The organism is Pseudomonas sp. Ant30-3 (genome assembly GCF_000690905.1).
Taxonomy (GTDB): Bacteria; Pseudomonadota; Gammaproteobacteria; order Pseudomonadales; family Pseudomonadaceae; genus Aquipseudomonas.
On sequence record NZ_JMCL01000011.1, the window covers coordinates 23,175 to 49,274 of the forward strand.

At 58.4% G+C, this 26,100-nt stretch carries 23 protein-coding genes; 12 read left to right on the top strand and 11 right to left on the bottom strand.

Going from position 1 to position 26,100, the window contains the following annotated elements; all coding sequences use genetic code 11:
- Positions 1 to 494 precede the first annotated feature (494 nt).
- The 5 genes from dnaA to DU29_RS0102820 all read left to right on the top strand — a co-directional run bounded on the left by dnaA (position 495) and on the right by DU29_RS0102820 (position 7,471).
- The gene (gene dnaA / locus DU29_RS0102800) at positions 495 to 2,015 is read left to right on the top strand and encodes a chromosomal replication initiator protein DnaA (RefSeq protein ID WP_028620332.1); all 1,521 of its coding nucleotides are present in this window, start codon (positions 495 to 497) and stop codon (positions 2,013 to 2,015) included.
- Between the two features lie 39 nt (positions 2,016 to 2,054).
- Positions 2,055 to 3,158 (top strand): DNA polymerase III subunit beta, encoded by a 1,104-nt coding sequence (gene dnaN / locus DU29_RS0102805; protein ID WP_028620333.1) that lies wholly within the window; start codon positions 2,055 to 2,057, stop codon positions 3,156 to 3,158.
- 20 nt (positions 3,159 to 3,178) lie between these two features.
- Complete coding sequence (gene recF / locus DU29_RS0102810; RefSeq protein ID WP_028620334.1) at positions 3,179 to 4,282, top strand: DNA replication/repair protein RecF; 1,104 nt, start codon at positions 3,179 to 3,181, stop codon at positions 4,280 to 4,282.
- Between the two features lie 5 nt (positions 4,283 to 4,287).
- On the top strand, positions 4,288 to 6,705 hold the full coding sequence (gyrB, locus tag DU29_RS0102815) for a DNA topoisomerase (ATP-hydrolyzing) subunit B (protein ID WP_028620335.1): 2,418 nt from the start codon (positions 4,288 to 4,290) through the stop codon (positions 6,703 to 6,705).
- A 247-nt stretch (positions 6,706 to 6,952) separates the two neighbouring features.
- Positions 6,953 to 7,471 carry an Hcp family type VI secretion system effector gene (locus DU29_RS0102820; RefSeq protein WP_028620336.1) on the top strand — a complete coding sequence of 173 codons (519 nt, stop codon included), beginning with the start codon at positions 6,953 to 6,955 and terminating at the stop codon, positions 7,469 to 7,471.
- Between the two features lie 182 nt (positions 7,472 to 7,653).
- Here the strand turns inward: DU29_RS0102820 and DU29_RS0102825 are convergent, their stop codons facing one another.
- The 4 genes from DU29_RS0102825 to glyQ all read right to left on the bottom strand — a co-directional run bounded on the left by DU29_RS0102825 (position 7,654) and on the right by glyQ (position 12,061).
- Positions 7,654 to 8,433, bottom strand: coding sequence for a lysophospholipid acyltransferase family protein (locus DU29_RS0102825; protein ID WP_028620337.1), 780 nt, complete (start codon positions 8,431 to 8,433; stop codon positions 7,654 to 7,656).
- A gap of 83 nt (positions 8,434 to 8,516) precedes the next feature.
- On the bottom strand, positions 8,517 to 9,050 hold the full coding sequence (gmhB, locus tag DU29_RS0102830) for a D-glycero-beta-D-manno-heptose 1,7-bisphosphate 7-phosphatase (RefSeq protein WP_028620338.1): 534 nt from the start codon (positions 9,048 to 9,050) through the stop codon (positions 8,517 to 8,519).
- A gap of 6 nt (positions 9,051 to 9,056) precedes the next feature.
- A complete protein-coding gene (gene glyS / locus DU29_RS0102835) occupies positions 9,057 to 11,111 on the bottom strand; it encodes a glycine--tRNA ligase subunit beta (protein ID WP_028620339.1) in 2,055 nt (684 codons plus the stop codon).
- Positions 11,108 to 12,061 (bottom strand): glycine--tRNA ligase subunit alpha, encoded by a 954-nt coding sequence (glyQ, locus tag DU29_RS0102840; protein ID WP_008155694.1) that lies wholly within the window; start codon positions 12,059 to 12,061, stop codon positions 11,108 to 11,110. The genes glyS and glyQ overlap by 4 nt, the downstream gene beginning before the upstream one ends.
- 81 nt (positions 12,062 to 12,142) lie before the next feature.
- Between glyQ and tag the strand changes: the two genes are divergently transcribed.
- The gene (tag, locus tag DU29_RS0102845; protein ID WP_028620340.1) at positions 12,143 to 12,700 is read left to right on the top strand and encodes a DNA-3-methyladenine glycosylase I; all 558 of its coding nucleotides are present in this window, start codon (positions 12,143 to 12,145) and stop codon (positions 12,698 to 12,700) included.
- Positions 12,701 to 12,738: 38 nt separating this feature from the next.
- Positions 12,739 to 13,626: a lysophospholipid acyltransferase gene (locus tag DU29_RS0102850; RefSeq protein ID WP_028620341.1), complete on the top strand. Its 888-nt coding sequence runs from the start codon at positions 12,739 to 12,741 to the stop codon at positions 13,624 to 13,626.
- 104 nt (positions 13,627 to 13,730) lie between these two features.
- Here DU29_RS0102850 and DU29_RS0102855 read toward each other — a convergent pair whose 3' ends face one another.
- The 5 genes from DU29_RS0102855 to def form a co-directional block, all read right to left on the bottom strand.
- Positions 13,731 to 14,039 carry a tetratricopeptide repeat protein gene (locus DU29_RS0102855; RefSeq protein ID WP_028620342.1) on the bottom strand — a complete coding sequence of 103 codons (309 nt, stop codon included), beginning with the start codon at positions 14,037 to 14,039 and terminating at the stop codon, positions 13,731 to 13,733.
- A gap of 64 nt (positions 14,040 to 14,103) precedes the next feature.
- Positions 14,104 to 15,477: a Trk system potassium transporter TrkA gene (trkA, locus tag DU29_RS0102860; protein ID WP_028620343.1), complete on the bottom strand. Its 1,374-nt coding sequence runs from the start codon at positions 15,475 to 15,477 to the stop codon at positions 14,104 to 14,106.
- 21 nt (positions 15,478 to 15,498) lie between these two features.
- Positions 15,499 to 16,809 (bottom strand): 16S rRNA (cytosine(967)-C(5))-methyltransferase RsmB, encoded by a 1,311-nt coding sequence (rsmB, locus tag DU29_RS0102865; RefSeq protein WP_028620344.1) that lies wholly within the window; start codon positions 16,807 to 16,809, stop codon positions 15,499 to 15,501.
- Positions 16,806 to 17,765: a methionyl-tRNA formyltransferase gene (gene fmt / locus DU29_RS0102870; RefSeq protein ID WP_028620345.1), complete on the bottom strand. Its 960-nt coding sequence runs from the start codon at positions 17,763 to 17,765 to the stop codon at positions 16,806 to 16,808. The genes rsmB and fmt overlap by 4 nt, the downstream gene beginning before the upstream one ends.
- A gap of 71 nt (positions 17,766 to 17,836) precedes the next feature.
- A complete protein-coding gene (gene def, locus DU29_RS0102875; RefSeq protein ID WP_028620346.1) occupies positions 17,837 to 18,343 on the bottom strand; it encodes a peptide deformylase in 507 nt (168 codons plus the stop codon).
- A 198-nt stretch (positions 18,344 to 18,541) separates the two neighbouring features.
- Here def and DU29_RS0102880 point away from each other — a divergent pair, with 198 nt between their 5' ends.
- The 3 genes from DU29_RS0102880 to DU29_RS0102890 all read left to right on the top strand — a co-directional run bounded on the left by DU29_RS0102880 (position 18,542) and on the right by DU29_RS0102890 (position 21,359).
- Positions 18,542 to 19,567 (top strand): LysM peptidoglycan-binding domain-containing protein, encoded by a 1,026-nt coding sequence (locus DU29_RS0102880; protein ID WP_028620347.1) that lies wholly within the window; start codon positions 18,542 to 18,544, stop codon positions 19,565 to 19,567.
- Between the two features lie 79 nt (positions 19,568 to 19,646).
- Entirely contained in the window at positions 19,647 to 20,747 is a 1,101-nt protein-coding gene (gene dprA / locus DU29_RS0102885; protein ID WP_028620348.1) for a DNA-processing protein DprA, read from the top strand.
- A gap of 54 nt (positions 20,748 to 20,801) precedes the next feature.
- On the top strand, positions 20,802 to 21,359 hold the full coding sequence (locus tag DU29_RS0102890) for an L-threonylcarbamoyladenylate synthase (RefSeq protein ID WP_028620349.1): 558 nt from the start codon (positions 20,802 to 20,804) through the stop codon (positions 21,357 to 21,359).
- 134 nt (positions 21,360 to 21,493) lie between these two features.
- On the opposite strand, the gene DU29_RS0102895 is transcribed toward DU29_RS0102890, so the two are convergent.
- Entirely contained in the window at positions 21,494 to 22,471 is a 978-nt protein-coding gene (locus tag DU29_RS0102895) for an NADPH:quinone reductase (protein ID WP_028620350.1), read from the bottom strand.
- Between the two features lie 154 nt (positions 22,472 to 22,625).
- Here DU29_RS0102895 and hemF point away from each other — a divergent pair, with 154 nt between their 5' ends.
- A complete protein-coding gene (hemF, locus tag DU29_RS0102900; protein WP_028620351.1) occupies positions 22,626 to 23,540 on the top strand; it encodes an oxygen-dependent coproporphyrinogen oxidase in 915 nt (304 codons plus the stop codon).
- 13 nt (positions 23,541 to 23,553) lie between these two features.
- Positions 23,554 to 24,375: a shikimate dehydrogenase gene (gene aroE / locus DU29_RS0102905; RefSeq protein ID WP_028620352.1), complete on the top strand. Its 822-nt coding sequence runs from the start codon at positions 23,554 to 23,556 to the stop codon at positions 24,373 to 24,375.
- A gap of 142 nt (positions 24,376 to 24,517) precedes the next feature.
- Here aroE and DU29_RS0102910 read toward each other — a convergent pair whose 3' ends face one another.
- Positions 24,518 to 26,086 (bottom strand): SulP family inorganic anion transporter, encoded by a 1,569-nt coding sequence (locus DU29_RS0102910; protein ID WP_028620353.1) that lies wholly within the window; start codon positions 26,084 to 26,086, stop codon positions 24,518 to 24,520.
- Positions 26,087 to 26,100 lie beyond the last annotated feature (14 nt).

The following is a 26,100-nucleotide window of genomic DNA, read 5'->3' on the forward strand; positions in this document are numbered from 1 at the left end:
AGCAAGGCTTCAGGTCAATTTCCAACCAGCGTTTCCTTATAAATAGATCCGCGGAGGATTTTCTCGCTTCAGGCCGTCACTCAATATAAAAATTAAGAAAGAAAGTATTTAAAGCTTTTCTGTAAAGCTTATAAAAGCTAAGGGCACGATTTTCTGTGGATAACTTAGTCAACGCCTTTAAAAACGCGCTGTACAGAGAATGACAACTACAATGGAAAACGGTGTCCAGGCTGTGCTGCGCTATCGGATAACCTGTGGGTGAATCAGTGGTTTATCCACAGGCTGGTTATCCACCGGGTTTTGCCCCCACTTGTGCAACGACCTTAAGTGCGGTTATCCACAGAGCTTATTCACAGACCATTGGTCGTCTTTTTACTGTTCGCTGCAGTGGGTCATCATGGTTTCAAGGCAACCTTCGTGTGGATAAGTCGGCGCCTCATCGCTACAATGGCTGCTTGTTTTTGCCTCACCGGCTTTCGACTTAGGGGATATCCGTGTCAGTGGAACTTTGGCAGCAGTGCGTAGAGCTTTTGCGCGATGAGCTGCCGGCCCAACAATTCAACACTTGGATCCGTCCACTACAGGTCGAAGCCGAAGGCGACGAACTGCGTGTTTACGCGCCGAATCGTTTTGTCCTCGACTGGGTTAACGAAAAGTATCTGGGCCGGGTCATGGAATTGCTCGACGAGCATGGCAATGGCTTCGCGCCTGCGCTCTCCTTGTTAATAGGCAGCAAACGCAGCTCAGTACCACGTGCTGCACCGAATGCGCCGCTGGCCGCTGCGGCCTCGCAGGCTCAGATAACTCATGCCCCGGTCAATGCGCCGCAAGTCTCACCTGTAGCCGCACCGACCAAGCGCTCCACGCAAAAACTCGCCGACATGAGCGAGGAGCCGTCTCGCGACAGCTTCGACCCGATGGCAGGCGCCAGTTCGCAGCAAGCTCCGATTCGTTCCGAGCAGCGCACGGTCCAGGTCGAAGGTGCGCTCAAGCACACCAGTTACCTGAACCGTACCTTCACCTTCGAAAACTTCGTTGAGGGTAAGTCCAACCAGCTGGCACGCGCAGCTGCCTGGCAGGTCGCAGACAATCCCAAGCACGGTTACAACCCGCTCTTCCTTTATGGCGGTGTTGGTTTGGGTAAGACGCACTTGATGCATGCTGTGGGTAACCATCTGTTAAAGAAGAATCCGAACGCCAAGGTCGTGTACCTGCATTCCGAGCGTTTCGTGGCCGACATGGTCAAGGCGCTGCAACTGAACGCGATCAACGAATTCAAGCGTTTCTATCGTTCGGTAGATGCACTGCTGATCGATGACATTCAGTTTTTCGCCCGCAAGGAGCGCTCGCAGGAAGAATTCTTCCACACCTTCAACGCGTTGCTTGAAGGTGGTCAGCAGGTCATTCTCACCAGTGACCGCTATCCAAAAGAAATCGAAGGCCTGGAAGAGCGCTTGAAATCTCGCTTTGGCTGGGGCCTGACCGTTGCAGTCGAGCCGCCGGAGCTGGAGACACGTGTAGCGATCCTGATGAAAAAGGCCGATCAGGCCAAAGTCGATCTGCCGCACGATGCTGCGTTCTTCATTGCCCAGCGCATTCGCTCCAACGTCCGCGAGCTGGAAGGCGCGCTGAAACGCGTGATCGCCCATTCGCACTTCATGGGCCGCGACATCACCATCGAGCTGATTCGTGAATCCCTTAAGGACCTTTTGGCACTTCAAGACAAACTGGTCTCTGTGGATAACATTCAGCGCACGGTCGCCGAGTACTACAAAATCAAGATTTCGGATTTGCTATCCAAGCGTCGTTCACGCTCGGTCGCTCGTCCGCGTCAGGTTGCCATGGCGTTGTCCAAGGAGTTGACTAACCACAGCCTGCCGGAAATCGGCGATGTGTTTGGCGGCCGCGACCACACGACCGTTTTGCACGCCTGCCGCAAGATCAACGAACTCAAGGAATCCGACGCGGACATCCGCGAGGACTACAAGAACCTGCTGCGTACACTGACTACTTGATGAACACCAGCGCAGCTTATTAAGGCAAGGGACTAGACCATGCATTTCACCATTCAACGCGAAGCCCTGTTGAAACCTCTGCAACTGGTCGCAGGCGTTGTCGAACGCCGACAGACCTTGCCGGTGCTCTCCAACGTGCTGCTGGTTGTCGAAGGCCAGCAACTGTCGCTGACCGGTACCGACCTGGAAGTCGAGCTGGTGGGTCGTGTGCAGCTCGACGAGCCTGCCGATCCAGGTTCGATTACTGTACCCGCGCGCAAGCTGATGGATATCTGCAAAAGCTTGCCGAACGATGCACTGATCGACATCAAGGTCGACGAGCAAAAACTCGTGGTGAAGGCCGGCCGCAGCCGCTTTACCCTTTCGACCTTGCCGGCCGACGATTTCCCGACGGTAGAAGAAGGCCCGGGCTCTCTGACCTGCAGCCTGGAGCAGAGCAAGCTACGCCGTCTGATCGAGCGCACCAGCTTCGCCATGGCCCAACAGGACGTTCGTTATTACCTGAACGGCATGTTGCTGGAAGTCTCGGCGGGCATCATCCGCGCTGTGGCAACCGACGGTCACCGTCTGGCGATGTGCTCGATGCAGGCAGACATTGGTCAACCGGATCGCCATCAGGTGATCGTGCCGCGCAAGGGTATTCTTGAGTTGGCGCGTCTGCTGACCGAACCGGACGGCATTGTCAGCATCGTCCTTGGTCAACACCACATCCGTGCGACTACTGGCGAGTTCACCTTCACCTCGAAACTGGTCGACGGTAAATTCCCGGATTACGAGCGCGTGCTGCCCAAAGGTGGCGACAAGCTGGTATTGGGCGACCGTCAGGCATTGCGCGAAGCGTTTAGTCGTACCGCTATTCTGTCCAACGAGAAGTACCGCGGTATCCGTCTGCAGCTGGCCAATGGTCAGTTGAAGATTCAGGCCAACAACCCGGAGCAGGAAGAAGCGGAAGAAGAAGTCGGCGTTGAGTACAACGGCGGAAACCTCGAAATCGGTTTTAACGTGAGCTACCTGCTCGACGTGCTGGGTGTGATGACTACTGAACAGGTGCGCCTGATTCTGTCCGACTCCAACAGCAGTGCGCTGGTGCAAGAGTCGGATAATGACGACTCGGCATACGTTGTCATGCCGATGCGTCTGTAATCATGCTCAGCAGAAGCTAGATGTCCTTAAGTCGCGTCTCGGTCACCGCGGTGCGCAATCTGCACCCGGTGACCTTCTCCCCCTCCCCCCGAATCAATATTCTTTACGGCGCTAACGGCAGCGGTAAAACCAGTGTGTTGGAAGCCATTCACCTGTTGGGGCTTGCCCGTTCGTTTCGTAGCAGCCGTTTGTTGCCAGTCATTCAGTACGAGCAGTTGGCGTGCACGGTGTTTGGCCAGGTAGAGCTGGCCGAGGGTGGGCACAGTGCGTTGGGGATCTCACGCGATCGCCAAGGTGAATTTCAGATTCGCATTGATGGGCAGAACGCACGCAGCGCGGCACAACTGGCTGAGATTCTTCCGCTGCAGTTGATCAACCCTGACAGCTTCCGCCTGCTTGAAGGTGCACCGAAGATTCGCCGACAGTTTCTCGACTGGGGTGTGTTCCACGTGGAACCGCGTTTCATGTCGACTTGGCAACGCTTGCAGAAGGCCCTGCGCCAGAGAAACTCTTGGCTGCGGCATGGTACACTTGACGCCGTTTCGCAAGCGGTTTGGGACAGAGAACTGTGCCAGGCCAGCGCTGAAATTGATGAATATCGCCGCGCCTATATCAAAGCCTTGAAACCAGTCTTTGAACAGACCTTGAGCGAACTGGTTGAGCTTCAAGGTTTGACGCTCAGCTATTACCGAGGTTGGGACAAAGACCGTGAGTTGAGTGCAGTACTTGCCGGGTCTCTTCAACGGGATCAGCAAATGGGTCATACCCAGGCAGGACCGCAACGAGCCGATTTGCGCCTTCGATTGGGTGCACATAACGCAGCGGACATATTGTCCCGCGGTCAGCAGAAGCTGGTGGTTTGTGCTTTGCGGATCGCCCAAGGGCATCTGGTCAGTCAAGCCCGTCGCGGGCAGTGTATTTATCTGGTGGATGACTTGCCTTCCGAATTGGACGAGCACCACCGTCGCGCACTTTGTCGCTTGTTGGAAGACTTACGCTGCCAGGTGTTTATCACCTGTGTAGATCATGAATTATTGAGGGAAGGCTGGCAGACGGAAACGCCAGTCGCTTTGTTCCACGTGGAACAGGGCCGTATCACCCAGACCCACGACCATCGGGAGTGAAGGCATTGAGCGAAGAAAATACGTACGACTCAACGAGCATTAAAGTGCTGAAAGGCCTGGATGCCGTACGCAAACGTCCCGGTATGTACATTGGTGACACCGACGATGGCAGCGGTCTCCACCACATGGTATTCGAGGTGGTTGATAACTCGATTGACGAAGCATTGGCTGGCCATTGCGACGACATCAGCATCATCATCCACCCTGACGAGTCCATCACCGTTCGCGACAACGGTCGTGGCATCCCGGTAGACGTGCACAAAGAAGAAGGCGTTTCTGCAGCCGAGGTCATCATGACCGTGCTGCACGCCGGCGGTAAGTTCGATGACAACTCCTACAAAGTATCCGGCGGTCTGCACGGTGTAGGTGTTTCTGTAGTTAACGCGCTGTCCGAAGAGCTGATCCTGACTGTCCGCCGCAGCGGCAAAATCTGGGAGCAGACTTACGTCCACGGTGTTCCACAAGAGCCAATGAAAATCGTTGGCGAGAGCGAAACCACTGGTACCCAGATCCACTTCAAGCCGTCCGATCAAACCTTCAAAAACATCCATTTCAGCTGGGACATCCTGGCGAAGCGGATCCGTGAACTGTCCTTCCTCAACTCCGGTGTCGGCATCGTCCTCAAGGACGAGCGCAGCGGCAAGGAAGAGCTGTTCAAGTACGAAGGCGGTCTGCGTGCGTTTGTTGAGTACCTGAACACCAACAAGACTGCTGTGAACCAGGTGTTCCACTTCAATATCCAACGTGAAGACGGCATCGGCGTAGAAATCGCTCTGCAGTGGAACGACAGCTTCAACGAGAACCTGTTGTGCTTCACCAACAACATCCCGCAGCGCGACGGCGGCACCCATTTAGTGGGATTCCGTTCGGCACTGACGCGTAACCTCAATACCTACATCGAAGCTGAAGGCCTGGCGAAGAAGCACAAAGTCGCGACCACCGGTGACGATGCACGGGAAGGTTTGACCGCGATTATCTCGGTGAAGGTGCCGGATCCGAAGTTCAGCTCCCAGACCAAAGACAAGTTAGTGTCTTCCGAAGTGAAGACCGCGGTGGAACAGGAGATGGGCAAGTACTTCTCCGACTTCCTGCTGGAGAACCCGAACGAAGCCAAACTGGTCGTCGGTAAGATGATTGATGCGGCACGTGCGCGTGAAGCAGCGCGTAAAGCCCGTGAGATGACTCGCCGTAAAGGCGCGCTGGATATCGCCGGCCTGCCGGGCAAACTGGCGGACTGCCAGGAAAAGGACCCTGCCCTCTCCGAACTCTACCTCGTGGAAGGTGACTCTGCTGGCGGCTCCGCCAAGCAGGGACGTAACCGTCGCACCCAAGCCATCCTGCCGCTGAAGGGCAAGATCCTCAACGTCGAGAAAGCGCGTTTCGACAAGATGATCTCTTCGCAGGAAGTGGGCACCTTGATCACCGCGCTGGGCTGTGGCATTGGTCGTGACGAATACAACATCGACAAGTTGCGTTACCACAACATCATCATCATGACCGATGCTGACGTCGACGGTTCGCACATCCGCACCTTGTTGCTGACCTTCTTCTTCCGTCAGCTACCGGAGCTGATCGAGCGCGGTTACATCTACATCGCTCAACCGCCGCTGTACAAGGTCAAGAAAGGCAAGCAAGAGCAATACATCAAAGACGACGACGCCATGGAAGAGTACATGACGCAGTCGGCTTTGGAGGATGCGAGCCTGCACCTGAACGAAGACGCGCCTGGTATTTCCGGCGAAGCGCTCGAGCGCCTGGTGAATGATTTCCGTCTGGTGATGAAGACCCTCAAGCGTCTGTCGCGTCTGTATCCACAGGAACTGACCGAGCATTTCATCTACCTGCCAGCGGTCAGCATGGAACAACTGTCCGATCATGCAGCGATGCAGGATTGGCTGGCCAAATATGAAGTGCGTCTGCGCACTGGCGAGAAGTCCGGCCTGGTTTACAAAGCCAGCCTGCGCGAAGACCGTGAACGTAACGTCTGGCTGCCAGAGGTCGAACTGATCTCCCACGGCCTGTCCAACTACGTCACCTTCAACCGCGATTTCTTCGGCAGCAACGATTACAAAACCGTAGTCTCGCTGGGCGCTCAATTGAGCACCTTGCTGGACGACGGCGCGTACATCCAGCGTGGCGAGCGCAAGAAGCCGGTCACCGAGTTCAAGGAAGCCCTTGAATGGCTGATGGCTGAAAGCACCAAGCGTCACACCATCCAGCGCTACAAAGGTCTGGGGGAAATGAACCCGGATCAGCTGTGGGAAACCACCATGGACCCAAGCCAGCGCCGGATGCTCAAGGTGACTATCGAAGACGCCATTGGCGCGGACCAGATCTTCAATACCCTGATGGGTGATGCGGTCGAGCCTCGTCGTGACTTTATCGAGAGCAATGCTCTGGCGGTGTCTAACCTGGATTTCTGATTCGGCGGACCTGCAATACAAAAAGGCCAGCGCATATGCGCTGGCCTTTTTTTTAGCGCTATTAGTGCATTTCATGTTCATCGCGGACGACTGCTTCCGCTTGTTCCGTATCAGAAAGGGATGTGTCCCTCATGCTTGGCAGAAAGGACCTACATACCGCATATCCGGTGCTATTTATCCTACAGCCTTCTCCCACGCGCATGACTGTGGGGAGTCGTCTTAATGGAAATGGAACAGGGAGTGAGATATGCCAACACCGGCCTATATACAAATCAGTGGCTATAAGCAGGGATTGATCACCGCAGGGGCATCTACGGCCGAATCGATTGGGAACATCTATCAGGAAGGCCACGAAGATGAAGTGATGGTTCAGGCATTCAGCCATCAAATCATCATTCCCAGGGACCCCCAATCCGGCCAAGCCACCGGCCAACGTGTGCATAAGCCCTTAATGATTTCTAAGGTCTTCGATAAAGCTTCTCCGTTAATTTTGAATGCGTTAACAAGTGGAGAAGTGTTGGAAATCTGTCGTATAGATTGGTATCGAACGGCTACAACAGGCAACCAGGAGCTTTACTACAGCATTGAGCTCGAAGACGCAGTTATTGTAGATGTACAAAGCAGAATGCCGCATTGCCAGGACCCGAACATGGGTCATTTCACGCATCTCGAAGACGTATATTTCACGTACCGAAAAATCACTTGGACTCACGAAGTCTGCGGTACGTCTGGATCTGATGACTGGCGCGCTCCGATTAAAACCTGAATCCAGAGCTCAATCGCAAACACAAAAAAACCGGCTATATCAGCCGGTTTTTTTACGTCTAAAAAAAACTTATGCACCTTTTCAGGTTTTTTATGATCTCTTTAAATATGTATTAATATCATGCAGTTACAGTGATTTAATCCAGCTTTATGGCAGAACAGTACACAGGTTATCCACAAATTTCAGACAGCGATTTGATCAGACGATACCGGAGCCTGAGGCATTGGCGGTATCGACCCCATCTCCCGCTGCATTTGTTCATTCCACGCCTGAACCCGATCATTAAGTGCAGCAATGGCCCGCGGCCCGCTACCCTCGGCATACATCGGTTCGCCAATAATGACAGTGATAACGCCCTGCTTCTTCGCCCAACCACTCTTAGGCCAAAACTTACCAGCATTGTGCGCAATCGGCAGCACGGGAAGGTCGGCATTCACGGCCAACGCTGTTCCACCACGAGAGAACTTGCCAACAGTGCCGTACGGGACACGCGTACCCTCAGGAAAGATCAGCACCCAGACGCCGTCCTTGAGCAATTCATCGCCCTTCTTCGCCACATGCTTGAGCGCCGATTTCGGGTTATCGCGATCAATAGCAATCGGCCGCAGCATCGCCATGGCCCAGCCGAAAAACGGCACAAACAGTAACGAGCGCTTCAGCACCTGGCTTAATGGCTGAAAGTAAGCTGAAAGAAAAAACGTTTCCCAAGTGCTCTGGTGATTAGACTGAATCACGCACGGTCGGTCAGGCACATTTTCGGCGCCTTTGATCTCATAGCTGATGCCCAGGAAAACCTTGCTCAGCCACAGCGCACAGCGGCACCAGTAAACATTGATAAAACGGTAGCGCGCCTTGAATGGCAGAAAAGGCGCGATAAAAAAGCTCAGGCTGCACCAGAGCAAAGAGCTGGTGCCCAGCAGCAGGTAAAAGAGGAAGGTTCTGATGGCCTGCAGTATCGACATGGTGACGTTTACCGTTGCGGGCTCTGCCCGTCTATATAAAGCGCAATCCCGATCAATCCTTGGTCAGGAATCTCGAAAACGCTCTAATTGTGGATAAGTTCTGCGGCAATCGCCGCTAGATCATCAAAAATCAGTGTGCCTTCCGGAAGGGTCTTGCCCATGGTATTTTCGCCTTTTCCGGTCTTCACTAAAACTGGCTGTGAATCGACGGCTTTGGCAGCCTCCAGGTCACCAAGGCTATCCCCGACGAACCAGATACCGTTCAGCGGCACTTCATAATGCGCGGCGATGGTTTTCAGCATCCCCGGTTTTGGTTTGCGGCAATCGCAACCGTCGTCCGGCCCATGCGGACAGTAGACGATCAGCCCGACTTCACCGCCCTGCTCCGCCACCAGCGCACGCAAACGCTGGTGCATGGCATCCAGGGTCGCGAGATTGTAGTAACCGCGCGCAATGCCCGACTGGTTGGTCGCCACAGCCACCGTCCAGCCGGCCTTGCTCAACTGCGCGATGGCCTCGATCGAGCCGGGGAGCGGATTCCACTCCTCCACCGACTTGATGTAAGCGTCGGAGTCGTAATTGATTACTCCATCCCGATCGAGAATCAGCAGTTTCAAACAGTCTCACCCCAGCAGCGAAATATCGGCGACGCCGAGGAACAAGCCACGTAGACGCGCCAGCAGCGCGTAGCGATTGGCGCGGACGTTGGCATCTTCGGCGTTGACCATCACCGCTTCGAAGAATGCGTCGACCGGCTCGCGCAATGCAGCCAGGCGCGCTAACGACTCGCTGTACTGACGCGCAGCCGCCATCGGTTGCACGGCTTGATCGGCCTGTTGAATCGCCGAATACAGGGAGAACTCGTTGGCGTTGTCGAAGTACTTGGCTTCCACGACGGCGGGAACGTTGCCCTCAACCTTGCTCAACAAGTTCGAAACGCGTTTGTTGACTGCGGCGAGCGCAGCGGCTTCCGGCAACTTGCGGAACGCTTCGACCGCTTGCACACGCTGATCGAAGTCCAGCGCCGAGCCTGGCTTGAGGGCACGCACCGAGAGATAAGTGCCGACATCGACGCCTTCGTCTTCGTAGCGCGCACGCAGACGATCGAAGATGAATTCCAGCACCGCCTCGTTGAGGCCGGCCGACTTCACCTTGGTACCGAACGCCTGCACCGCAAATGCCACGGCGTCGTTCAGGTCGAGGTCGAGCTTCTTGTCGATCAGGATGCGCAACACCCCCAGCGCTGCACGACGCAGGGCATACGGGTCTTTGCTGCCGGTAGGCAACATGCCGATACCGAAAATGCCCACCAACGTGTCGAGCTTGTCGGCGATGGCCACGGCGGCACCGGTCAAGGTCGTCGGCAGCTCGGCACCGGCGCCGCGCGGCATGTATTGCTCATTCAGCGCCAGCGCGACTTCTTGCGGCTCGCCGTCGTTAAGGGCGTAGTAGTAACCGGCGACGCCTTGCATCTCCGGGAACTCGCCGACCATTTCGGTCGACAGGTCGCACTTGGAGAGCAGGCCGGCGCGGGTTGCCCACGCGGCGTTGCCGCCAATGCGCTGAGCGATGAACGCGGCCAGTCTGGAAACGCGCTCGGCTTTGTCGTAGACGCTGCCGAGTTTTTCCTGGAACACCACGTTCTGCAGGCGCAGGTTGAAGGTTTCGAGTTTCTGCTTCTTGTCTTGCTTGAAGAAGAACTCGGCATCGGTGAGGCGTGGGCGAACCACTTTCTCATTACCCGCGATGATCTGTTGCGGGTCTTTGCTTTCGATGTTGGCCACAGTAATGAAACGCGGCAGCAACTTGCCGTCCGCATCCAGCAGGCAGAAATACTTCTGATTGTCCTGCATGGTGGTGATCAGCGCTTCTTGCGGCACATCGAGAAAACGTTCCTCGAACGAGCACACCAGTGGCACCGGCCATTCGACCAGCGCGGTCACTTCATCCAGCAACGCAGGCGGAACGATCGCGGTCCCTTCCTGCAGGGTTGCCAGTTCTTCAGTGCGCTTGCTGATCAGTGCGCGACGCTCGCTGGCATCGGCCAGCACGTAGGCGGCACGCAGGTCGCTGAGGTAATTGGCCGGCGAAGTAATGCGCACGCTTTCAGGATGATGGAAGCGGTGACCACGGGAGTCGCGACCAGACTTCTGCGCCAGGATTGTGCAATCGATGACCTGGTCACCCAGCAGCATGACCAGCCACTGAGTCGGGCGGACGAACTCTTCCTTGCGCGCGCCCCAGCGCATGCGCTTGGGAATCGGCAGGTCGTTCAGGGAATCTTCGACGATGGTCGGCAGCAGGCTCGCTGTCGGCTTGCCGGCAATGCTCTGGCTGTAACGCAGTTTCGGGCCGCTCTGATCGATTTCGCTCAGGTCGACGCCGCACTTCTTGGCGAAGCCCAACGCTGCTTGCGTTGGATTGCCATCGGCATCAAACGCGGCCTGACGGGGCGGGCCATCGAGATTGATGCTGCGATCCGGCTGCTGAGTGGCCAACGCCGTGATCAGCACCGCCAGACGACGCGGCGCGGCGTAGACGGTTTTGGTCTCGTAGTTCAGGCCGGCAGCCTGCAGGCCTTTGTCGATCCCGGCAAGGAACGCATCGGCCAGGGTGTTGAGGGCTTTGGGTGGCAGTTCTTCGGTGCCCAGTTCAACCAGAAAATCTTGAGCACTCATTGTGCAGCCTCCAGCTTGGCCAGTACTTCATCACGCAGGTCCGGGGTCGCCATCGGGAAGCCCAGCTTGGCGCGCGCCAGCAGGTAGGCTTGCGCAACGGAACGCGCCAGGGTGCGCACGCGCAGGATGTATTGCTGACGCGCAGTCACGGAAATGGCCCGGCGCGCATCCAGCAGGTTGAAGGTATGGGACGCCTTCAGGACCATTTCGTAGCTCGGCAGCGGCAATGGCTGGTCGAGTTCGATCAGGCGCTTGGCTTCGCTTTCGTAGAAGTCGAACAGTTCGAACAGCTTCTCGACGTTGGCGTGCTCGAAGTTGTAGGTCGACTGCTCCACTTCGTTCTGGTGGAACACATCGCCGTAGGTCACTTTGCCCATCGGGCCGTCAGCCCAGACCAGGTCGTAGACCGAATCCACACCTTGCAGGTACATGGCCAGACGCTCGAGACCGTAAGTGATCTCGCCCGTTACCGGATAGCATTCGATGCCGCCTGCTTGCTGGAAGTAGGTGAACTGCGTCACTTCCATGCCGTTGAGCCAGACTTCCCAGCCCAGACCCCAGGCGCCCAGTGTCGGCGATTCCCAGTTGTCTTCGACGAAGCGGATGTCGTGGACCAATGGGTCAAGGCCGACGTGTTTGAGCGAGCCCAGGTACAGTTCCTGAAAGTTGTCCGGGTTCGGCTTCAGGACTACCTGGAACTGATAGTAGTGCTGCAGACGGTTCGGGTTTTCGCCGTAGCGGCCGTCAGTCGGGCGACGACTGGGCTGCACATAAGCGGCGTTCCAGGTTTCCGGGCCAATGGCGCGCAGAAACGTGGCAGTGTGGAAAGTGCCGGCGCCTACTTCCATATCGTAGGGCTGAAGTACCACGCAACCTTGCTCGGCCCAGTATTGCTGGAGGGCGAGGATCAAGTCTTGGAAGGTACGCACGGCTGGCGTAGGCTGGCTCACGAAATTCACCTGTTTCTTGGGCTGCGATTTAAAGAGCGGGAGTATACCCGATTCGTTCCTGCGCACGCCCCCTGGAGCCTTATGCCACGCTGCTTTTGGTGCACTGAAGATCCGCTGTACATGGCTTATCACGATCAGGAGTGGGGCACGCCGCTACGCGATGCGCAGGGTTTGTTCGAGTTGCTTTTGCTCGAAGGGTTCCAGGCCGGGCTTTCCTGGATCACCGTGCTGCGTAAACGTGAGCGTTATCGCCAGGTGCTGTTCGGCTTTGACGTACAACGCGTGGCGCAGATGAGCGATGCGGAAATAGAAGAATTGATGCTCGATCCGGGAATCATCCGCAATCGGCTCAAACTCAATGCGGCCCGGCGCAATGCGCAGGCCTGGCTGGCCCTGGAAGACCCGGTGAAATTCCTCTGGTCGTTCGTCGGCGGTCAGACAGTGACCAACCATTTCAAGGATCGCAGCGAGGTGCCGGCCGTTACGCCGGTCGCCGTGGAGATGAGCAAAGGCCTGAAAAAGGCCGGTTTCACGTTCGTCGGTCCGACCATTTGTTACGCGTTGATGCAGGCATCGGGCATGGTCATGGATCACACCCAGGATTGCGATCGTTACGCGGCGCTGGCGAACGGTGGTTAGAATAGCCGCCTCGCACAGCACAAGATCAGGAGTGACCTGTGGAAAAGTTTAAAGGCGCCTTGCTGGTTGGCGCTCTTCGGCTGTTTGCCCTGCTGCCTTGGCGCGCAGTGCAGGCCGTGGGCTCGGCGATTGGCTGGGTCATGTGGAAAACCCCGAATCGGTCCCGCGACGTCGTGCGGATCAATCTCTCCAAATGCTTTCCGGAAATGGACCCGGCAGAGCGCGAACGGCTGGTCGGTCAGAGCCTGAAAGACATCGGCAAGTCCCTGACCGAGAGCGCCTGCGCGTGGATCTGGCCAGCGCAACGTTCCATCGATCTGGTGCGCGAAGTCGAAGGCCTCGACGTGTTGAAGGAGGCCCTCGCCTCCGGCAAAGGCGTGGTCGGCATCACCAGTCACTTGGGCAATTGGGAGGTGTTGAACCACTTCTATTGCAGTCAGTGCAAACCGATCATCTTTTACCGTCCACCGAAGTTGAAAGCGGTAGATGACTTGTTGCGCAAGCAGCGCGTGCAGCTAGGCAACAAAGTCGCGGCGTCGACCAAGGAAGGCATTCTCAGCGTCATCAAGGAAGTGCGCAAAGGGGGGGCGGTGGGCATTCCCGCTGACCCTGAGCCGTCCGAATCGGCTGGCATCTTCGTGCCGTTCTTCGCGACCCAGGCACTGACCAGCAAATTTGTCCCGAACATGCTGGCGGGCGGTAAAGCGGTGGGTGTATTTCTGCATGCGCTGCGTCTGCCCGACGGTTCAGGCTACAAAGTGATTCTCGAAGCGGCGCCGGACGCGATGTACAGTACCGATACCGAAACGTCGTGCGCGGCCATGAGCAAAGTGGTTGAGCGCTATGTGCGGGCCTATCCGAGCCAGTACATGTGGAGCATGAAGCGCTTCAAGAAACGTCCGCCGGGTGAAGAACGCTGGTACTGATCCGGTTGTGGATAACTGTGTAGGCGCTGGTGGAGCCTGCGATCTTTTGATTCTGATTTAAAAAGAACTAAAGATCGCAGCCTGCGCCAGCTCCTACAAAAGCTCTACTGGCGATCGAGCTTCTTCAAAAAGACTGTCATTTCCTTCTCTGCCTGCTTGTCGCCATGGGCGCGAGCGGCTTCCAGCCCTTTCTCCCATGCCTCCCGTGCTCCCGCAAAATTCGCCATTGCCAGATGAGCTTTGCCCAACAGCTTCCACGCTGCTGAATACTTCGGATCAAACTCGACGCCGCGCTGGAAATGCTCGGCTGCCTTGGCATATTCCCCAAGATCGAGATAACCCTTGCCCAAGCCGAAGCGCAGCAGTGAGTTATCCACACCCTTGGCGAGCATTTTTTCCAGGGATTCGAGCATTTTGCACCTCTCTTCAGACAGCGATCGTTTCCACGCTGAGCATGACAACGATCTGGTTACGAGATCAGAAAAAGCTCAAACCCACGTGGAACAACTTCTCCACATCACGAATATGCTTTTTATCCACAAGGAAAAGAATCACATGGTCACCCGCCGCGATCACCGTATTGTCGTGCGCAATGATCACTTCTTCATCGCGGATGATTGCACCAATCGTGGTGCCCGGTGGCAGGCCGATGTTCTCGATGGCCTTGCCAATCACCTTGCTTGATTTTTCGTCACCATGGGCAATGGCCTCGATGGCTTCTGCCGCACCGCGACGCAACGAGTGCACACTGACGATGTCACCGCGCCGAACGTGTGCGAGCAACGTACCGATGGTCGCCAGTTGCGGACTGATGGCGATGTCGATGTCGCCGCCCTGAATCAGGTCGACATACGCCGGGTTGTTGATGATCGTCATCACCTTCTTCGCGCCCAGGCGCTTGGCCAGCAGCGACGACATGATGTTGGCTTCGTCGTCGTTGGTCAGCGCGAGGAAGATATCGGCGTCGGCAATATTCTCTTCCATCAGCAAATCACGGTCAGAAGCACTGCCCTGCAACACCACGGTGCTGTCAAGGGTGTCCGAGAGGTGACGGCAGCGTGCCGGGTTCATCTCGATGATCTTCACTTGGTAACGACTTTCGATGGCCTCGGCAAGACGCTCGCCAATCTGTCCACCGCCGGCGATGACGATGCGTTTATAGGTTTCGTCGAGGCGGCGCATTTCGCTCATCACTGCTCGGATGTTCGCTTTGGCGGCGATGAAGAACACTTCGTCGTCCGCTTCGATCACCGTATCGCCTTGGGGCAGAATCGGCCGGTCACGGCGGAAGATCGCGGCGACGCGGGTTTCGACGTTCGGCATGTGCTCACGCAATTGACGCAACTGCTGACCCACCAGCGGTCCACCGTAATACGCCTTCACCGCCACCAGTTGCGCTTTGCCTTCGGCGAAATCGATCACTTGCAGCGCACCGGGGTGCTGAATCAGGCGCTTGATGTAATTGGTCACGACCTGTTCCGGGCTGATCAGCACATCGACCGGTATCGCTTCGTTGTCGAACAGCTCGGAGCGCGTGAGGTACGCGGCTTCGCGAACCCGCGCGATCTTGGTCGGCGTGTGAAACAGGGTATGGGCGACCTGACACGCGACCATGTTGGTCTCGTCACTGTTGGTCACGGCCACGAGCATGTCGGCATCATCCGCGCCGGCCTGGCGCAGCACCGTCGGCAGTGAGCCGCGCCCCTGCACGGTGCGGATGTCGAGACGATCGCCGAGGTCGCGCAGGCGTTCGCCGTCCGTATCGACCACCGTGATGTCGTTGGCTTCGCTGGCCAAGTGTTCCGCCAGCGAACCGCCGACCTGCCCTGCGCCAAGGATGATGATTTTCATCCGTTCACTCCCTTAAACCGGTTAACCGCGCGCGGCGGCGATCTTGATCAGCTTGGCGTAATAAAACCCGTCATGGCCGCCTTCCTGGGCCAGCAACTGGCGCCCGTGCGGCTGCTTGATGCCGGCGGTCGTTGCGAGATCCAGGTCCCGGGCACCCGGGGTGCGAGCCAGGAAGGCTTCGATGACTTCGGTGTTTTCCGTCGGCAATGTGGAGCATGTTGCGTAGAGCAGGATGCCGCCGACTTCCAGTGTTATCCACAGCGCGTCGAGCAACTCACCTTGCAACACCGCCAGCGCGACGATGTCTTCGGGTTGGCGAGTCAGCTTGATGTCCGGGTGGCGGCGGATCACGCCGGTCGCCGAACACGGCGCGTCGAGCAGGATGCGTTGGAATGGCTTGCCGTCCCACCAGGAGGCGGTGTCGCGACCGTCGGCGGCGATCAGTTCGGCGCTCAGGCGCAGCCGTGCAAGGTTTTCTCGCACGCGCACCAGACGCTTGGCCTCCAGGTCCACGGCGACGACGCCGGCCAGTGCAGGCTCGGCTTCCAGAATGTGACAGGTCTTGCCGCCCGGTGCGCAGCAAGCGTCCAGGACGCGCTGGCCCGGCGCGAGGTCGAGCAGATCGGCGGCCAGCTGCGCCGCTTCGTCCTGCACGCTGATCCAGCCTTCGGCGAAACCAGGGAGGCTGCGCACGTCGGCAGCGGCGTCGAGAATGATGCCGTCCGGACTGTAGACGCAAGGCGTGGCGGCAATGCCGGCGTCAGTCAGCAGGCCGAGATAGGCATCGCGACCGTGGTGTCGACGGTTGACTCGCAGAATCATCGGCGGATGCGCATTGTTCGCCGCACAAATGGCTTCCCACTGCTCAGGCCAGAACGCCTTGAGGGATTTTTGCAGCCAGCGCGGGTGGGCGGTGCGTACCACCGGGTCGTGTTCCAGTTCGGCGAGCAGTGTTTCGCTTTCACGCTGGGCGCGACGCAGCACGGCGTTGAGCAACGCTTTGGCCCACGGCTTTTTCAGCTTGTCGGCACAACCGACGGTTTCGCCGATAGCGGCGTGCGCCGGCACGCGGGTGTAGAGCAACTGGTACAGGCCGACCAGCAGCAGCGCCTCGACATCGGCGTCCGCAGCCTTGAAGGGTTTCTGCAGCAACTTGGCCGCCAGCGCCGACAAACGCGGCTGCCAGCGGGCCGTGCCGAAGGCCAGATCCTGAGTGAAGCCGCGATCGCGGTCTTCAACCTTGTCCATTTGCGTGGGCAACGAACTGTTGAGGGAGGCTTTTCCGTTAAGTACAGCAGCCAGTGCCTTGGCGGCAGCCAGACGCGGGTTCATCGAGCGTCCGCCGTTTGCCCAAGAACAGTGCCTACTGCGAATTTCTCACGACGGCTGTTGAACAGATCGCTGAAATTCAACGCCTTGCCACCGGGCAGTTGCACGCGCGTCAGGCACAGCGCTTGCTCACCGCAGGCGACGATCAAGCCGTCCTTGCTGGCGCCGAGGATTTCACCCGGCGCGCCCTGCCCTTCAGCCAGGCTCGCGGCCAGCACTTTCAACGCTTCGCCGTTGAGCGTGCTGTGGGTGATCGGCCATGGGTTAAAGGCGCGGACCAGACGCTCCAGTTCAACTGCCGGGCGACTCCAGTCGATGCGCGCTTCGTCCTTGTTCAATTTATGTGCGTAGGTGGCGAGGCTGTCGTCCTGCACTTCGCCTGTCAGCGTCCCGGCGGCGAGGCCGGCGATGGCTTCAAGTACTGCGGGCGCACCGATCTCGGCCAAACGGTCATGCAAACTGCCGCCGGTGTCTTCAGTGCTGATCGGCGAGGCCACTTTGAGCAGCATTGGCCCGGTGTCGAGGCCCAGTTCCATGCGCATCACGGTGACACCACTTTCAGCGTCACCCGCTTCGACCGCACGCTGGATCGGCGCTGCACCGCGCCAACGCGGCAACAACGACGCGTGACTGTTGATGCAACCCAGGCGCGGAATATCCAGCACCACCTGCGGCAGGATCAGACCGTAGGCGACCACCACCAGCAAATCCGGCTTCAGCGCAGCCAGCTCCGCTTGCGCCTCTTCATTGCGCAGCGTGGGCGGTTGCATAACCGCAAGGTTGTTTTCCAGTGCGAGTTGTTTGACCGGGCTTGGCATCAGCTTTTGCCCACGGCCCGCCGGGCGGTCCGGCTGGGTGTAGACCGCGACGATCTCGTAAGGGCTGGCGAGCAGGGCCTTGAGGTGTTCGACGGCGAACTCCGGGGTGCCGGCGAAAACGATGCGCAGTGGCTCAGTCATGGAAACTCTCTATTACAAAGCAGTCGCAAAAGAAAAAGGCTTGCCGCAGCAAGCCTTTGCAAAGGAGGGCATCAAGCGTTCTGGCGGTGGAGCTTTTCCAGTTTTTTCTTGATTCGGTCGCGTTTGAGATTGGACAGGTAATCGACGAACAATTTGCCGTTGAGGTGATCGCATTCGTGCTGAATGCACACGGCGAGCAGGCCTTCGGCGATCATTTCATAGGGCTTGCCGTCGCGGTCCAGCGCCTTGATCCTGACTTTCTGCGGGCGGTCGACGTTTTCGTAGAAGCCCGGTACCGAGAGGCAGCCTTCCTGATATTGCTCCATCTCGTCGGTCAGTGTTTCGAACTCGGGGTTGATGAACACCCGCGGCTCGCTGCGATCTTCGGAGAGGTCCATCACGACGATACGTTTGTGCACGTTGACCTGGGTCGCGGCGAGGCCGATGCCTGGCGCTTCATACATTGTTTCAAACATATCATCGACCAACTGACGCACTTCGTCGTCCACTACGGCCACAGGTTTGGCGATAGTGCGCAGACGCGAGTCGGGAAATTCGAGGATGTCTAAAATGGCCATAAGCGTATTTGCTGCACGTGTGAGGTAAAGTCGGGTGGATGGCCTGGCGGGTCCGAAGATGCCGGCTACCGTTGTGAAACGAATCTCCCCCTTCCTTTCATGAAGCCTTTTCAGCAAAGTCTTCTCTGAAAAAGCCAGGAGCGAGCCACGAAGGCTCTGGCGTTTCACGCGAACGCACATAATAAAGGGATTCACCGCATGAGGAAATCACTACTCGCCCTGCTCCTTCTGGCTTCGGCCGGTTTTGCGCATGGGCAAGTGCAGCTCAGGGAAGGTTTTCCACAGCAATACACGGTGGTTACCGGCGACACACTCTGGGACATATCGGGAAAATTCCTCCGTGAGCCGTGGAAATGGCCGGAGCTGTGGCAGGTCAATCCACAGATCGAAACCCCCAATCTGATCTACCCTGGCGACTTGCTGACGCTGGTCTATGTCAATGGTCAGCCCCGTCTGACGCTGGGTCGCGGGGCTTCCAGGGGTACGATCAAGCTTTCGCCGAGGGTGCGTAGTTCGCCGGTGGCCGATGCCATCCCGAGCATCCCGCTGAAGTCGATCAACAGCTTCCTGCTGAGCAACCGCATCGTCGACAAGGTCGAAGATTTCGATCAGGCGCCGTACATCGTCGCGGGCGATGCCGAACGTGTGCTAAGCGGTACCGGTGATCGAATTTTTGCGCGCGGTCAATTCGATCCGGCTCAACCGGTCTATGGCATCTTCCGCCAGGGCAAGGTTTACACCGACCCGCAGACCAAGGAATTCCTCGGCATCAACGCTGACGACATCGGCGGCGGTGAAATCGTCGCTACCGAAGGTGACGTCGCGACCTTGGCACTGCAGCGCACCACACAGGAAGTACGGCTTGGCGACCGCTTGTTCAGCAGTGAAGAACGCTCGATCAATTCGACCTTCATGCCCAGCGCGCCCAAGACTGAGATCGACGGCCTGATCATTGACGTGCCGCGCGGCGTGACGCAGATCGGGGCGCTGGACGTGGTCACGCTGAACAAAGGGCAGCGCGACGGGCTCGCCGAAGGCAATGTGCTGGTGGTGATGAAAACCGGCGAAACCGTTCGAGACCGCATCACCGGTCAACCGGTGAAGATTCCCGATGAGCGCGCCGGTCTGCTGATGGTTTTTCGCACCTACGACAAGCTCAGTTACGGTTTGATATTGAACGCTTCACGCTCGTTGGCAGTGCTGGACAAGGTGCGAAATCCTTAGCCAGCTTCACAAGTTACCAACAGAGTTATCCACAGCTTGTTCCCGTTGGAACGGGGCTTTTAATGATCAAGGATGATCCATGTCGCTGACTGCTTTTGCACCGGTCTCCCCTGCGGAGCTGGAAGCCCGTTTACGTCTGCATCGTTTGCCGGAACTGGGTCCGGCGCGTTTCAAGAAACTGCTGGAAGCCTTCGGCTCAGCGTCCAGCGCCATCGCTGCACCTGCCAGCGCCTGGCGTGCTTTGGGCTTGCCCCTGGCGTGTTCAGAGGCCAGGCGATCAAGTGAAGTCCGCGACGGTGCCAGTCACGCTTTGGCCTGGCTAGAGCGTCCCGACCAGCATTTACTGATGTGGGACCAGCCGGACTACCCCGCGTTGCTGGCGGAAACAAGCGACGCGCCGCCGCTGGTATTCGTAGCCGGTGACCCCGGAATTCTGGAAAAACCACAACTGGCAATGGTAGGCAGCCGCAGTGCCTCGCGTCCCGGCATGGACACGGCGGCGGCTTTTTCGCGCAGCCTTGCCAGCGCCGGTTTTGTCATTACCAGCGGCCTCGCGCTGGGGATCGATGCCGCCGCGCACCAGGCTGCTCTGGACGTTGGCGGGCAAACGGTAGGGGTACTTGGCACGGGACTTGAAAAGTTTTATCCACAGCGCAATCGGCGCTTGGCGGACGCGATGATCGCGTCCGGTAGTGCAGTGCTTTCCGAGTTCCCTCTGGACGCCGGGCCGAGCGCCAGCAACTTTCCCCGGCGCAACCGCATCATCAGCGGTTTGTCCCTGGGTGTACTGGTGGTCGAGGCCAGTGTGGCCAGCGGCTCGTTGATCACGGCGAGGCTGGCGGCGGAACAGGGTCGTGAGGTGTATGCGATTCCGGGATCGATCCATCATCCCGGTGCTCGCGGGTGTCACCAGTTGATTCGCGACGGTGCGGTGCTGGTCGAAACCATCGAGCATATCCTCGAGGCCTTGCGCGGCTGGCAGCAGTTGCCGCTGTGCCTTGACGCGCCGACAGTCAGCCATCCTTTGCTTGAGCTGTTGCATGCCGCACCCCATACGAGTCAGGCGTTGGCAGACAGCAGCAGTTGGTCGTTGCCAAAAGTGTTGGCGGCGTTGACCGAGCTGGAGATGGATGGCCGCGCCGTCTGTGAAAACGGGCGCTGGTTTGCGCGGGTGAGCTAGGTTTTACGAGGAAGATCGGTAAACTGCGCAAAGCCTAATTCCGGAGAGTTTTTCATGGTCAACAGTTGGCGTGTGCAACAAGCCGCGCAAGCCATTCGCGCAGGGGCGGTGATTGCCTATCCAACCGAAGCGGTGTGGGGCCTGGGTTGCGACCCATGGGATGAAGAAGCGGTGGAACGTCTGTTGCTGATCAAGGGCCGGGCCGTGGATAAAGGCCTGATTCTGGTGGCCGACAACATTCGCCAGTTCGACTTCCTGTTCGACGACTTCCCTGAGTTGTGGATGGACCGCATGGCCAGCACTTGGCCGGGGCCGAATACCTGGCTGGTGCCGCATCAGAATATGCTGCCGCAGTGGATCACCGGGGTGCATGAAACGGTGGCGTTACGGGTCAGCGATCATCCGTTGGTGCGGGATTTGTGCGCGGTGGTTGGGCCGTTGGTGTCGACCTCGGCAAATCCACAAGGCCGGCCGGCGGCGCGCACGCGAATTCGCGTGGAGCAGTATTTCCGTGGGCAGATCGATTTGGTGCTCGGCGGCAATCTGGGCGGTCGCAAGAACCCGAGTGTGATCCGCGATCTGGCGACAGGGAACGTTATTCGCCCGGATTGAGACCGAGGTGGCCCCATTCGCGAGCAAGCCCGCTCCCACAGTAGATCTTCTGTGAGCACAGATTCTGTGTTCAACAATAATCGAGGGTGGGAGCGGGCTTGCTCGCGAAGAGGCCCTTGTAGACACTCCAAATCTCAAGGCAACAAGATGGTCGAGCCCGTCGTGCGCCGCGCCGACAACTCGGTCTGCGCCTTCGCCGCTTCCGCCAGTGAGTATCGCTGGCTGATATCCACCTTCAACTTGCCGCTGCTGATCATCTCGAACAGCTCATCGGCCATGCGCTGCAAATTCTCGGCATTGTTGGCGTAAGTCGCCAAGGTCGGCCGAGTGACGTACAGCGAGCCTTTCGCTGCCAGAATCCCCAGGTTCACACCGTCAACGGCGCCAGACGCATTGCCGAAACTCACCAGCAGACCACGCGGTGCAACACTGTCGAGCGACGTCAGCCAGGTGTCTTTGCCGACGCCGTCGTACACCACCGGCACTTTCTTGCCGTCAGTCAATTCCAGCACGCGTTGTGCAACGTTTTCATGGCTGTAATCAATGGTCGCCCAGGCACCGTTGGCTTTGGCCAGTGCAGCTTTTTCCGCCGAGCTGACCGTACCGATCAGGTTTACCCCCAAGGCTTTGGCCCATTGGCACGCCAGCGAACCGACACCCCCAGCGGCGGCGTGGAACAGAACCGTTTCGCCACCCTTGAGTTCATAAGTCTGACGCAGCAGGTACTGCACGGTCAGGCCCTTGAGCATCACCCCGGCGGCCTGCTCGAAGCTGATCGCGTCTGGCAGGTGCACCAGATTGGCTTCCGGCAGAACGTGAACATCGCTGTAGGCGCCCAACGGACCGCTCCCATAAGCGACGCGATCACCGGCCTTGAAGCGGGTCACTTCGCTGCCCACTGCGTCCACCACGCCCGCGCCTTCCGCGCCCAGTCCCGACGGCAGCGCCGGCGGCGGATAGAGACCGCTGCGGTAATACGTGTCGATGAAGTTCAGGCCAACGGCCTTGTTACTCACGCGGACCTGCTGCGGGCCGGGCTCGGCGGGTTGGTAATCGACATACTCGAGCACTTCGGGGCCGCCGTGTGCGCGGAACTGGATACGCTTTGCCATCAACACTCTCCCTGGGTGGTTTTGCGAAGTGCTCTATCGGACTCCTAAGCTTGATCTTCGTCAACTGCGGTGAAACAGGCTGCAGTGTTATCCTCTGCAGCAATTTGCCGCCGGCAGTAGTGTCGCGCAGCTTTGCCCGATTCAAGGTGATGACATGACGACCCGCACCGAGGCCGTGAAAGCCTACCTGCTCGACCTGCAAGATCGCATTTGCGCTGCGCTGGAAGCCGAAGACGGCGGCACGCAGTTCGTTGAAGACGCCTGGACCCGACCGGCTGGCGGTGGCGGTCGCACCCGTGTGCTGGAAAACGGCGCGCTGATCGAAAAGGGCGGCGTCAACTTTTCCCACGTGTTTGGCAGCGGTCTCCCACCGTCCGCCAGCGCCCATCGACCCGAACTGGCCGGGCGCGGCTTTGAAGCGCTGGGCGTTTCGTTGGTGATTCATCCGCACAACCCGCATGTGCCTACGTCCCACGCGAATGTGCGCTTTTTCATCGCCGAGAAAGAGGGTGAAGAACCGGTCTGGTGGTTCGGCGGCGGCTTCGACCTGACGCCTTATTACGGCGTTGAAGAAGATTGCGTGCACTGGCACCGCGTCGCCGAGCAGGCCTGCGCGCCGTTCGGCCCGGATGTGTATTCGCGCTACAAAGCCTGGTGCGACAGCTATTTCCACATCAAGCATCGCCACGAACCGCGCGGCATCGGCGGTCTGTTTTTCGATGACCTGAATGAATGGAACTTCGACACCAGTTTCGCCTTCATGCGCGCCATCGGTGACGCTTTCATCGACGCTTATCTGCCGATCGTGCAGCGCCGCAAGAACGACGCGTTCACCGCCAAACAGCGCGAGTTTCAAGAGTTTCGCCGCGGCCGCTACGTCGAATTCAACCTGGTTTATGACCGCGGCACGTTGTTCGGCCTGCAATCGGGCGGGCGTACCGAGTCGATCCTGATGTCGCTGCCGCCGCAGGTTCGCTGGGGTTACGACTGGAAAGCCGAGCCCGGCAGCGAAGAAGCGCGCCTGACCGAGTATTTCCTGCAAGACCGCGACTGGTTGGCCGAAGCCTGAACGAGGAATACCGATGGACCGTTACGTTGTTTTCGGCAACCCGATTGGCCACAGCAAGTCGCCATTGATCCACCGTTTGTTCGCCGAGCAAACCGGGGAGAAACTGGATTACACCACCTCCCTGGCGCCTCTCGATGACTTTTCCGACTTCGCTTTGGCATTTTTCCGCGAAGGTCGTGGCGCAAACGTGACGGTGCCGTTCAAGGAACAGGCATATCGTCTGGCGCACAGCCTGACCGCTCGGGCGCAACGCGCCGGCGCAGTGAACACCCTGAGCAAACTCGCTGATGGCTCATTGCTGGGTGACAACACCGACGGCGCCGGACTGGTGCGCGACCTTACGGTCAACGCCGGTTTCAGCCTAACCGGCAAACGCATTCTGCTGCTGGGTGCCGGTGGCGCAGTGCGTGGTGCGCTGGAATCTTTACTGGCCGAGCGCCCTGCCTCGGTAATCATCGCTAATCGCACGGTAGAAAAAGCCGAGTTGCTGGCCGAGTTGTTCGCCGACCTTGGGCCGGTGTCGGCCAGCGGTTTCGATTGGTTGCAGGAGCCGGTCGACCTGATCATCAACGCAACCTCTGCCAGCCTGACCGGTGACGTGCCGCCGATAGCCAGCAGCCTGATCCAGGCAGGTGAGACGGTGTGCTACGACATGATGTACGGCAAAGAGCCGACTTCGTTCTGCCGTTGGGCGGCACAGCATGGCGCCGCCGTGGCGATGGATGGCTTGGGGATGCTCGCTGAGCAAGCGGCAGAAGCCTTCTTCCTGTGGCGCGGTGTGCGCCCGGACACGGCGCCGGTGCTGGCCGAACTGCGCCGCCAGCTCGCCGCATAAATCCTGTAGGAGCCGGCTTGCTGGCGATAAGAACTGCATGAGTTCCGTAGGAGCCGGCTTGCTGGCGATGAAAACGCCGCGGTGATTCAGACAGACCGAGTTGGCGCTGATCGCCGGCAAGCCGGCTCCTACAAAGTCGCTCTCAATCCTCAAACCGGATCGGGCATTTCTCCGCGCCTTCCAGCTTTCTTAATTCCTCGATTACCGGCGGCCGCGCGCCGCGCAAGGTCAGGCTGCGACCCTGCTTGCGCAATCGCCGTGCTTCCTGATGCAGCATTTCCACACCCGAATAATCGATGAAGTTGATCTGCTGCGCCTCGATCACCACGCGCTCGGCGTGCATCCGTTGCAGGCGCACCTGCAGATAATGGCTGGCGCCGAAGAAGATCGAGCCGCCGACGCGCAGGACATCTTCATCACCATTGCGCCAATGCTGTACCCGGGGTTGCGAGGTGCGTTTCAGATAGAAAAACAACGACGCCAGCACACCCGCGTAGATCGCTGTCTGCAATTCCAGCAGCAGCGTGGCTATACAGGTCAGTGCCATGACCACGAATTCGGCGCGACTGACCCGCCATAAGGCGCGGATGCCGCGATGATCAATCAATCCCCAAGCGATCAACAGAATGCTGCCCGCCATGGCCGGGATCGCAATGTGCGCGATCAGCTTCGCCCCGAATATCGCAAACAGGGCGACCCACAACGCGGAAAAAACCCCGGCCAACGGCGAACAGGCCCCTGCTTCGTAGCTCAGCCCCGAACGCGTGAAGGAGCCGGCGGACAATGAGCCGGAAAAAAATGCGCCGACGATGTTCGATAAACCCTGCGCGCGGACTTCCTGATTCGCATCGAGCATCTGTTGCGAACGAGCGGACAGCGAGCGGGCAATCGACAGACTGGTCACCAGCCCGAGCATGCCGACGGCCACGGCACTGGGCAGCAGGCGCAGGATCAGGTCAAGGTCCAGCGGCAGCGGACTGAACGGCGGCAGGCGCCCGACAAAGGCGCTGACCAGGTGCACATGGCCGAACATCGAAGGCCACAGCCACACCAACAGCCCGCTTAAAACCAACGTTATCAACAAGGTCGGCCAGCGAGGCAGCAGCATTTTCAACGTCATGCCAACCACCACCGTTGCCACGCCCAGTAGCAGCGAGGGCTGGTCTGCTTCACCGAGGTGATGAAAGAGCATCATGAAACTGTCCAGCGCGGTGGCCTGGTTCGGCACGTCCAGCCCCAGCAGATTCGGCATTTGCCCGATAGCTATCACCACGGCCGCCCCGAGGGTGAAGCCCAGCACCACCGAATGTGAGACGAAATTCACCAGAGCGCCGAAACGCAACAGGCCGAGTAGCCACTGGAAAATGCCCGCCAGGAGGGTCAGCAGCAGTATCAAGGTGACGTAGTCCTGCGAGGCGGGCACGGCCAACGGGCTGACGCTGGCGTACAGGACAATCGAAATGGCTGCCGTCGGACCGCAAATCAGATGCCACGAAGAGCCCCAAAGGCAGGCGATCAATACCGGAACAATCGCTGCGTACAGGCCGTATTCCGGTGGAAGACCGGCAATCAGGGCGTAGGCAATGGATTGCGGTAACGCGAGGATCGCGCCGCTAAGGCCGACGATCAGGTCTCGACCGACACTGGCGCGAGTCTGCCGTGGCATCCACCTGAGGAATGGAAACAGTGAATGGCGGCTGGGTAAGGCCATGGGTCCTCTCAGGC

Excerpts from the sequence above, each read along its gene's own strand:
- DU29_RS0102825 (WP_028620337.1), bottom strand. The coding sequence starts at position 8,433 with ATGTCGATACTGCAGGCCATCAGAACCTTCCTCTTTTACCTGCTGCTG.
- DU29_RS0102820 (WP_028620336.1), top strand. The coding sequence starts at position 6,953 with ATGCCAACACCGGCCTATATACAAATCAGTGGCTATAAGCAGGGATTG.
- dnaN (WP_028620333.1), top strand. The coding sequence starts at position 2,055 with ATGCATTTCACCATTCAACGCGAAGCCCTGTTGAAACCTCTGCAACTG.
- aroE (WP_028620352.1), top strand. The coding sequence starts at position 23,554 with ATGGACCGTTACGTTGTTTTCGGCAACCCGATTGGCCACAGCAAGTCG.
- fmt (WP_028620345.1), bottom strand. The coding sequence starts at position 17,765 with ATGACTGAGCCACTGCGCATCGTTTTCGCCGGCACCCCGGAGTTCGCC.
- hemF (WP_028620351.1), top strand. The coding sequence starts at position 22,626 with ATGACGACCCGCACCGAGGCCGTGAAAGCCTACCTGCTCGACCTGCAA.
- DU29_RS0102890 (WP_028620349.1), top strand. The coding sequence starts at position 20,802 with ATGGTCAACAGTTGGCGTGTGCAACAAGCCGCGCAAGCCATTCGCGCA.
- DU29_RS0102880 (WP_028620347.1), top strand. The coding sequence starts at position 18,542 with ATGAGGAAATCACTACTCGCCCTGCTCCTTCTGGCTTCGGCCGGTTTT.
- dprA (WP_028620348.1), top strand. The coding sequence starts at position 19,647 with ATGTCGCTGACTGCTTTTGCACCGGTCTCCCCTGCGGAGCTGGAAGCC.
- rsmB (WP_028620344.1), bottom strand. The coding sequence starts at position 16,809 with ATGAACCCGCGTCTGGCTGCCGCCAAGGCACTGGCTGCTGTACTTAAC.
- glyS (WP_028620339.1), bottom strand. The coding sequence starts at position 11,111 with ATGAGTGCTCAAGATTTTCTGGTTGAACTGGGCACCGAAGAACTGCCA.
- DU29_RS0102855 (WP_028620342.1), bottom strand. The coding sequence starts at position 14,039 with ATGCTCGAATCCCTGGAAAAAATGCTCGCCAAGGGTGTGGATAACTCA.
- DU29_RS0102895 (WP_028620350.1), bottom strand. The coding sequence starts at position 22,471 with ATGGCAAAGCGTATCCAGTTCCGCGCACACGGCGGCCCCGAAGTGCTC.
- trkA (WP_028620343.1), bottom strand. The coding sequence starts at position 15,477 with ATGAAAATCATCATCCTTGGCGCAGGGCAGGTCGGCGGTTCGCTGGCG.
- DU29_RS0102910 (WP_028620353.1), bottom strand. The coding sequence starts at position 26,086 with ATGGCCTTACCCAGCCGCCATTCACTGTTTCCATTCCTCAGGTGGATG.
- tag (WP_028620340.1), top strand. The coding sequence starts at position 12,143 with ATGCCACGCTGCTTTTGGTGCACTGAAGATCCGCTGTACATGGCTTAT.
- recF (WP_028620334.1), top strand. The coding sequence starts at position 3,179 with ATGTCCTTAAGTCGCGTCTCGGTCACCGCGGTGCGCAATCTGCACCCG.
- def (WP_028620346.1), bottom strand. The coding sequence starts at position 18,343 with ATGGCCATTTTAGACATCCTCGAATTTCCCGACTCGCGTCTGCGCACT.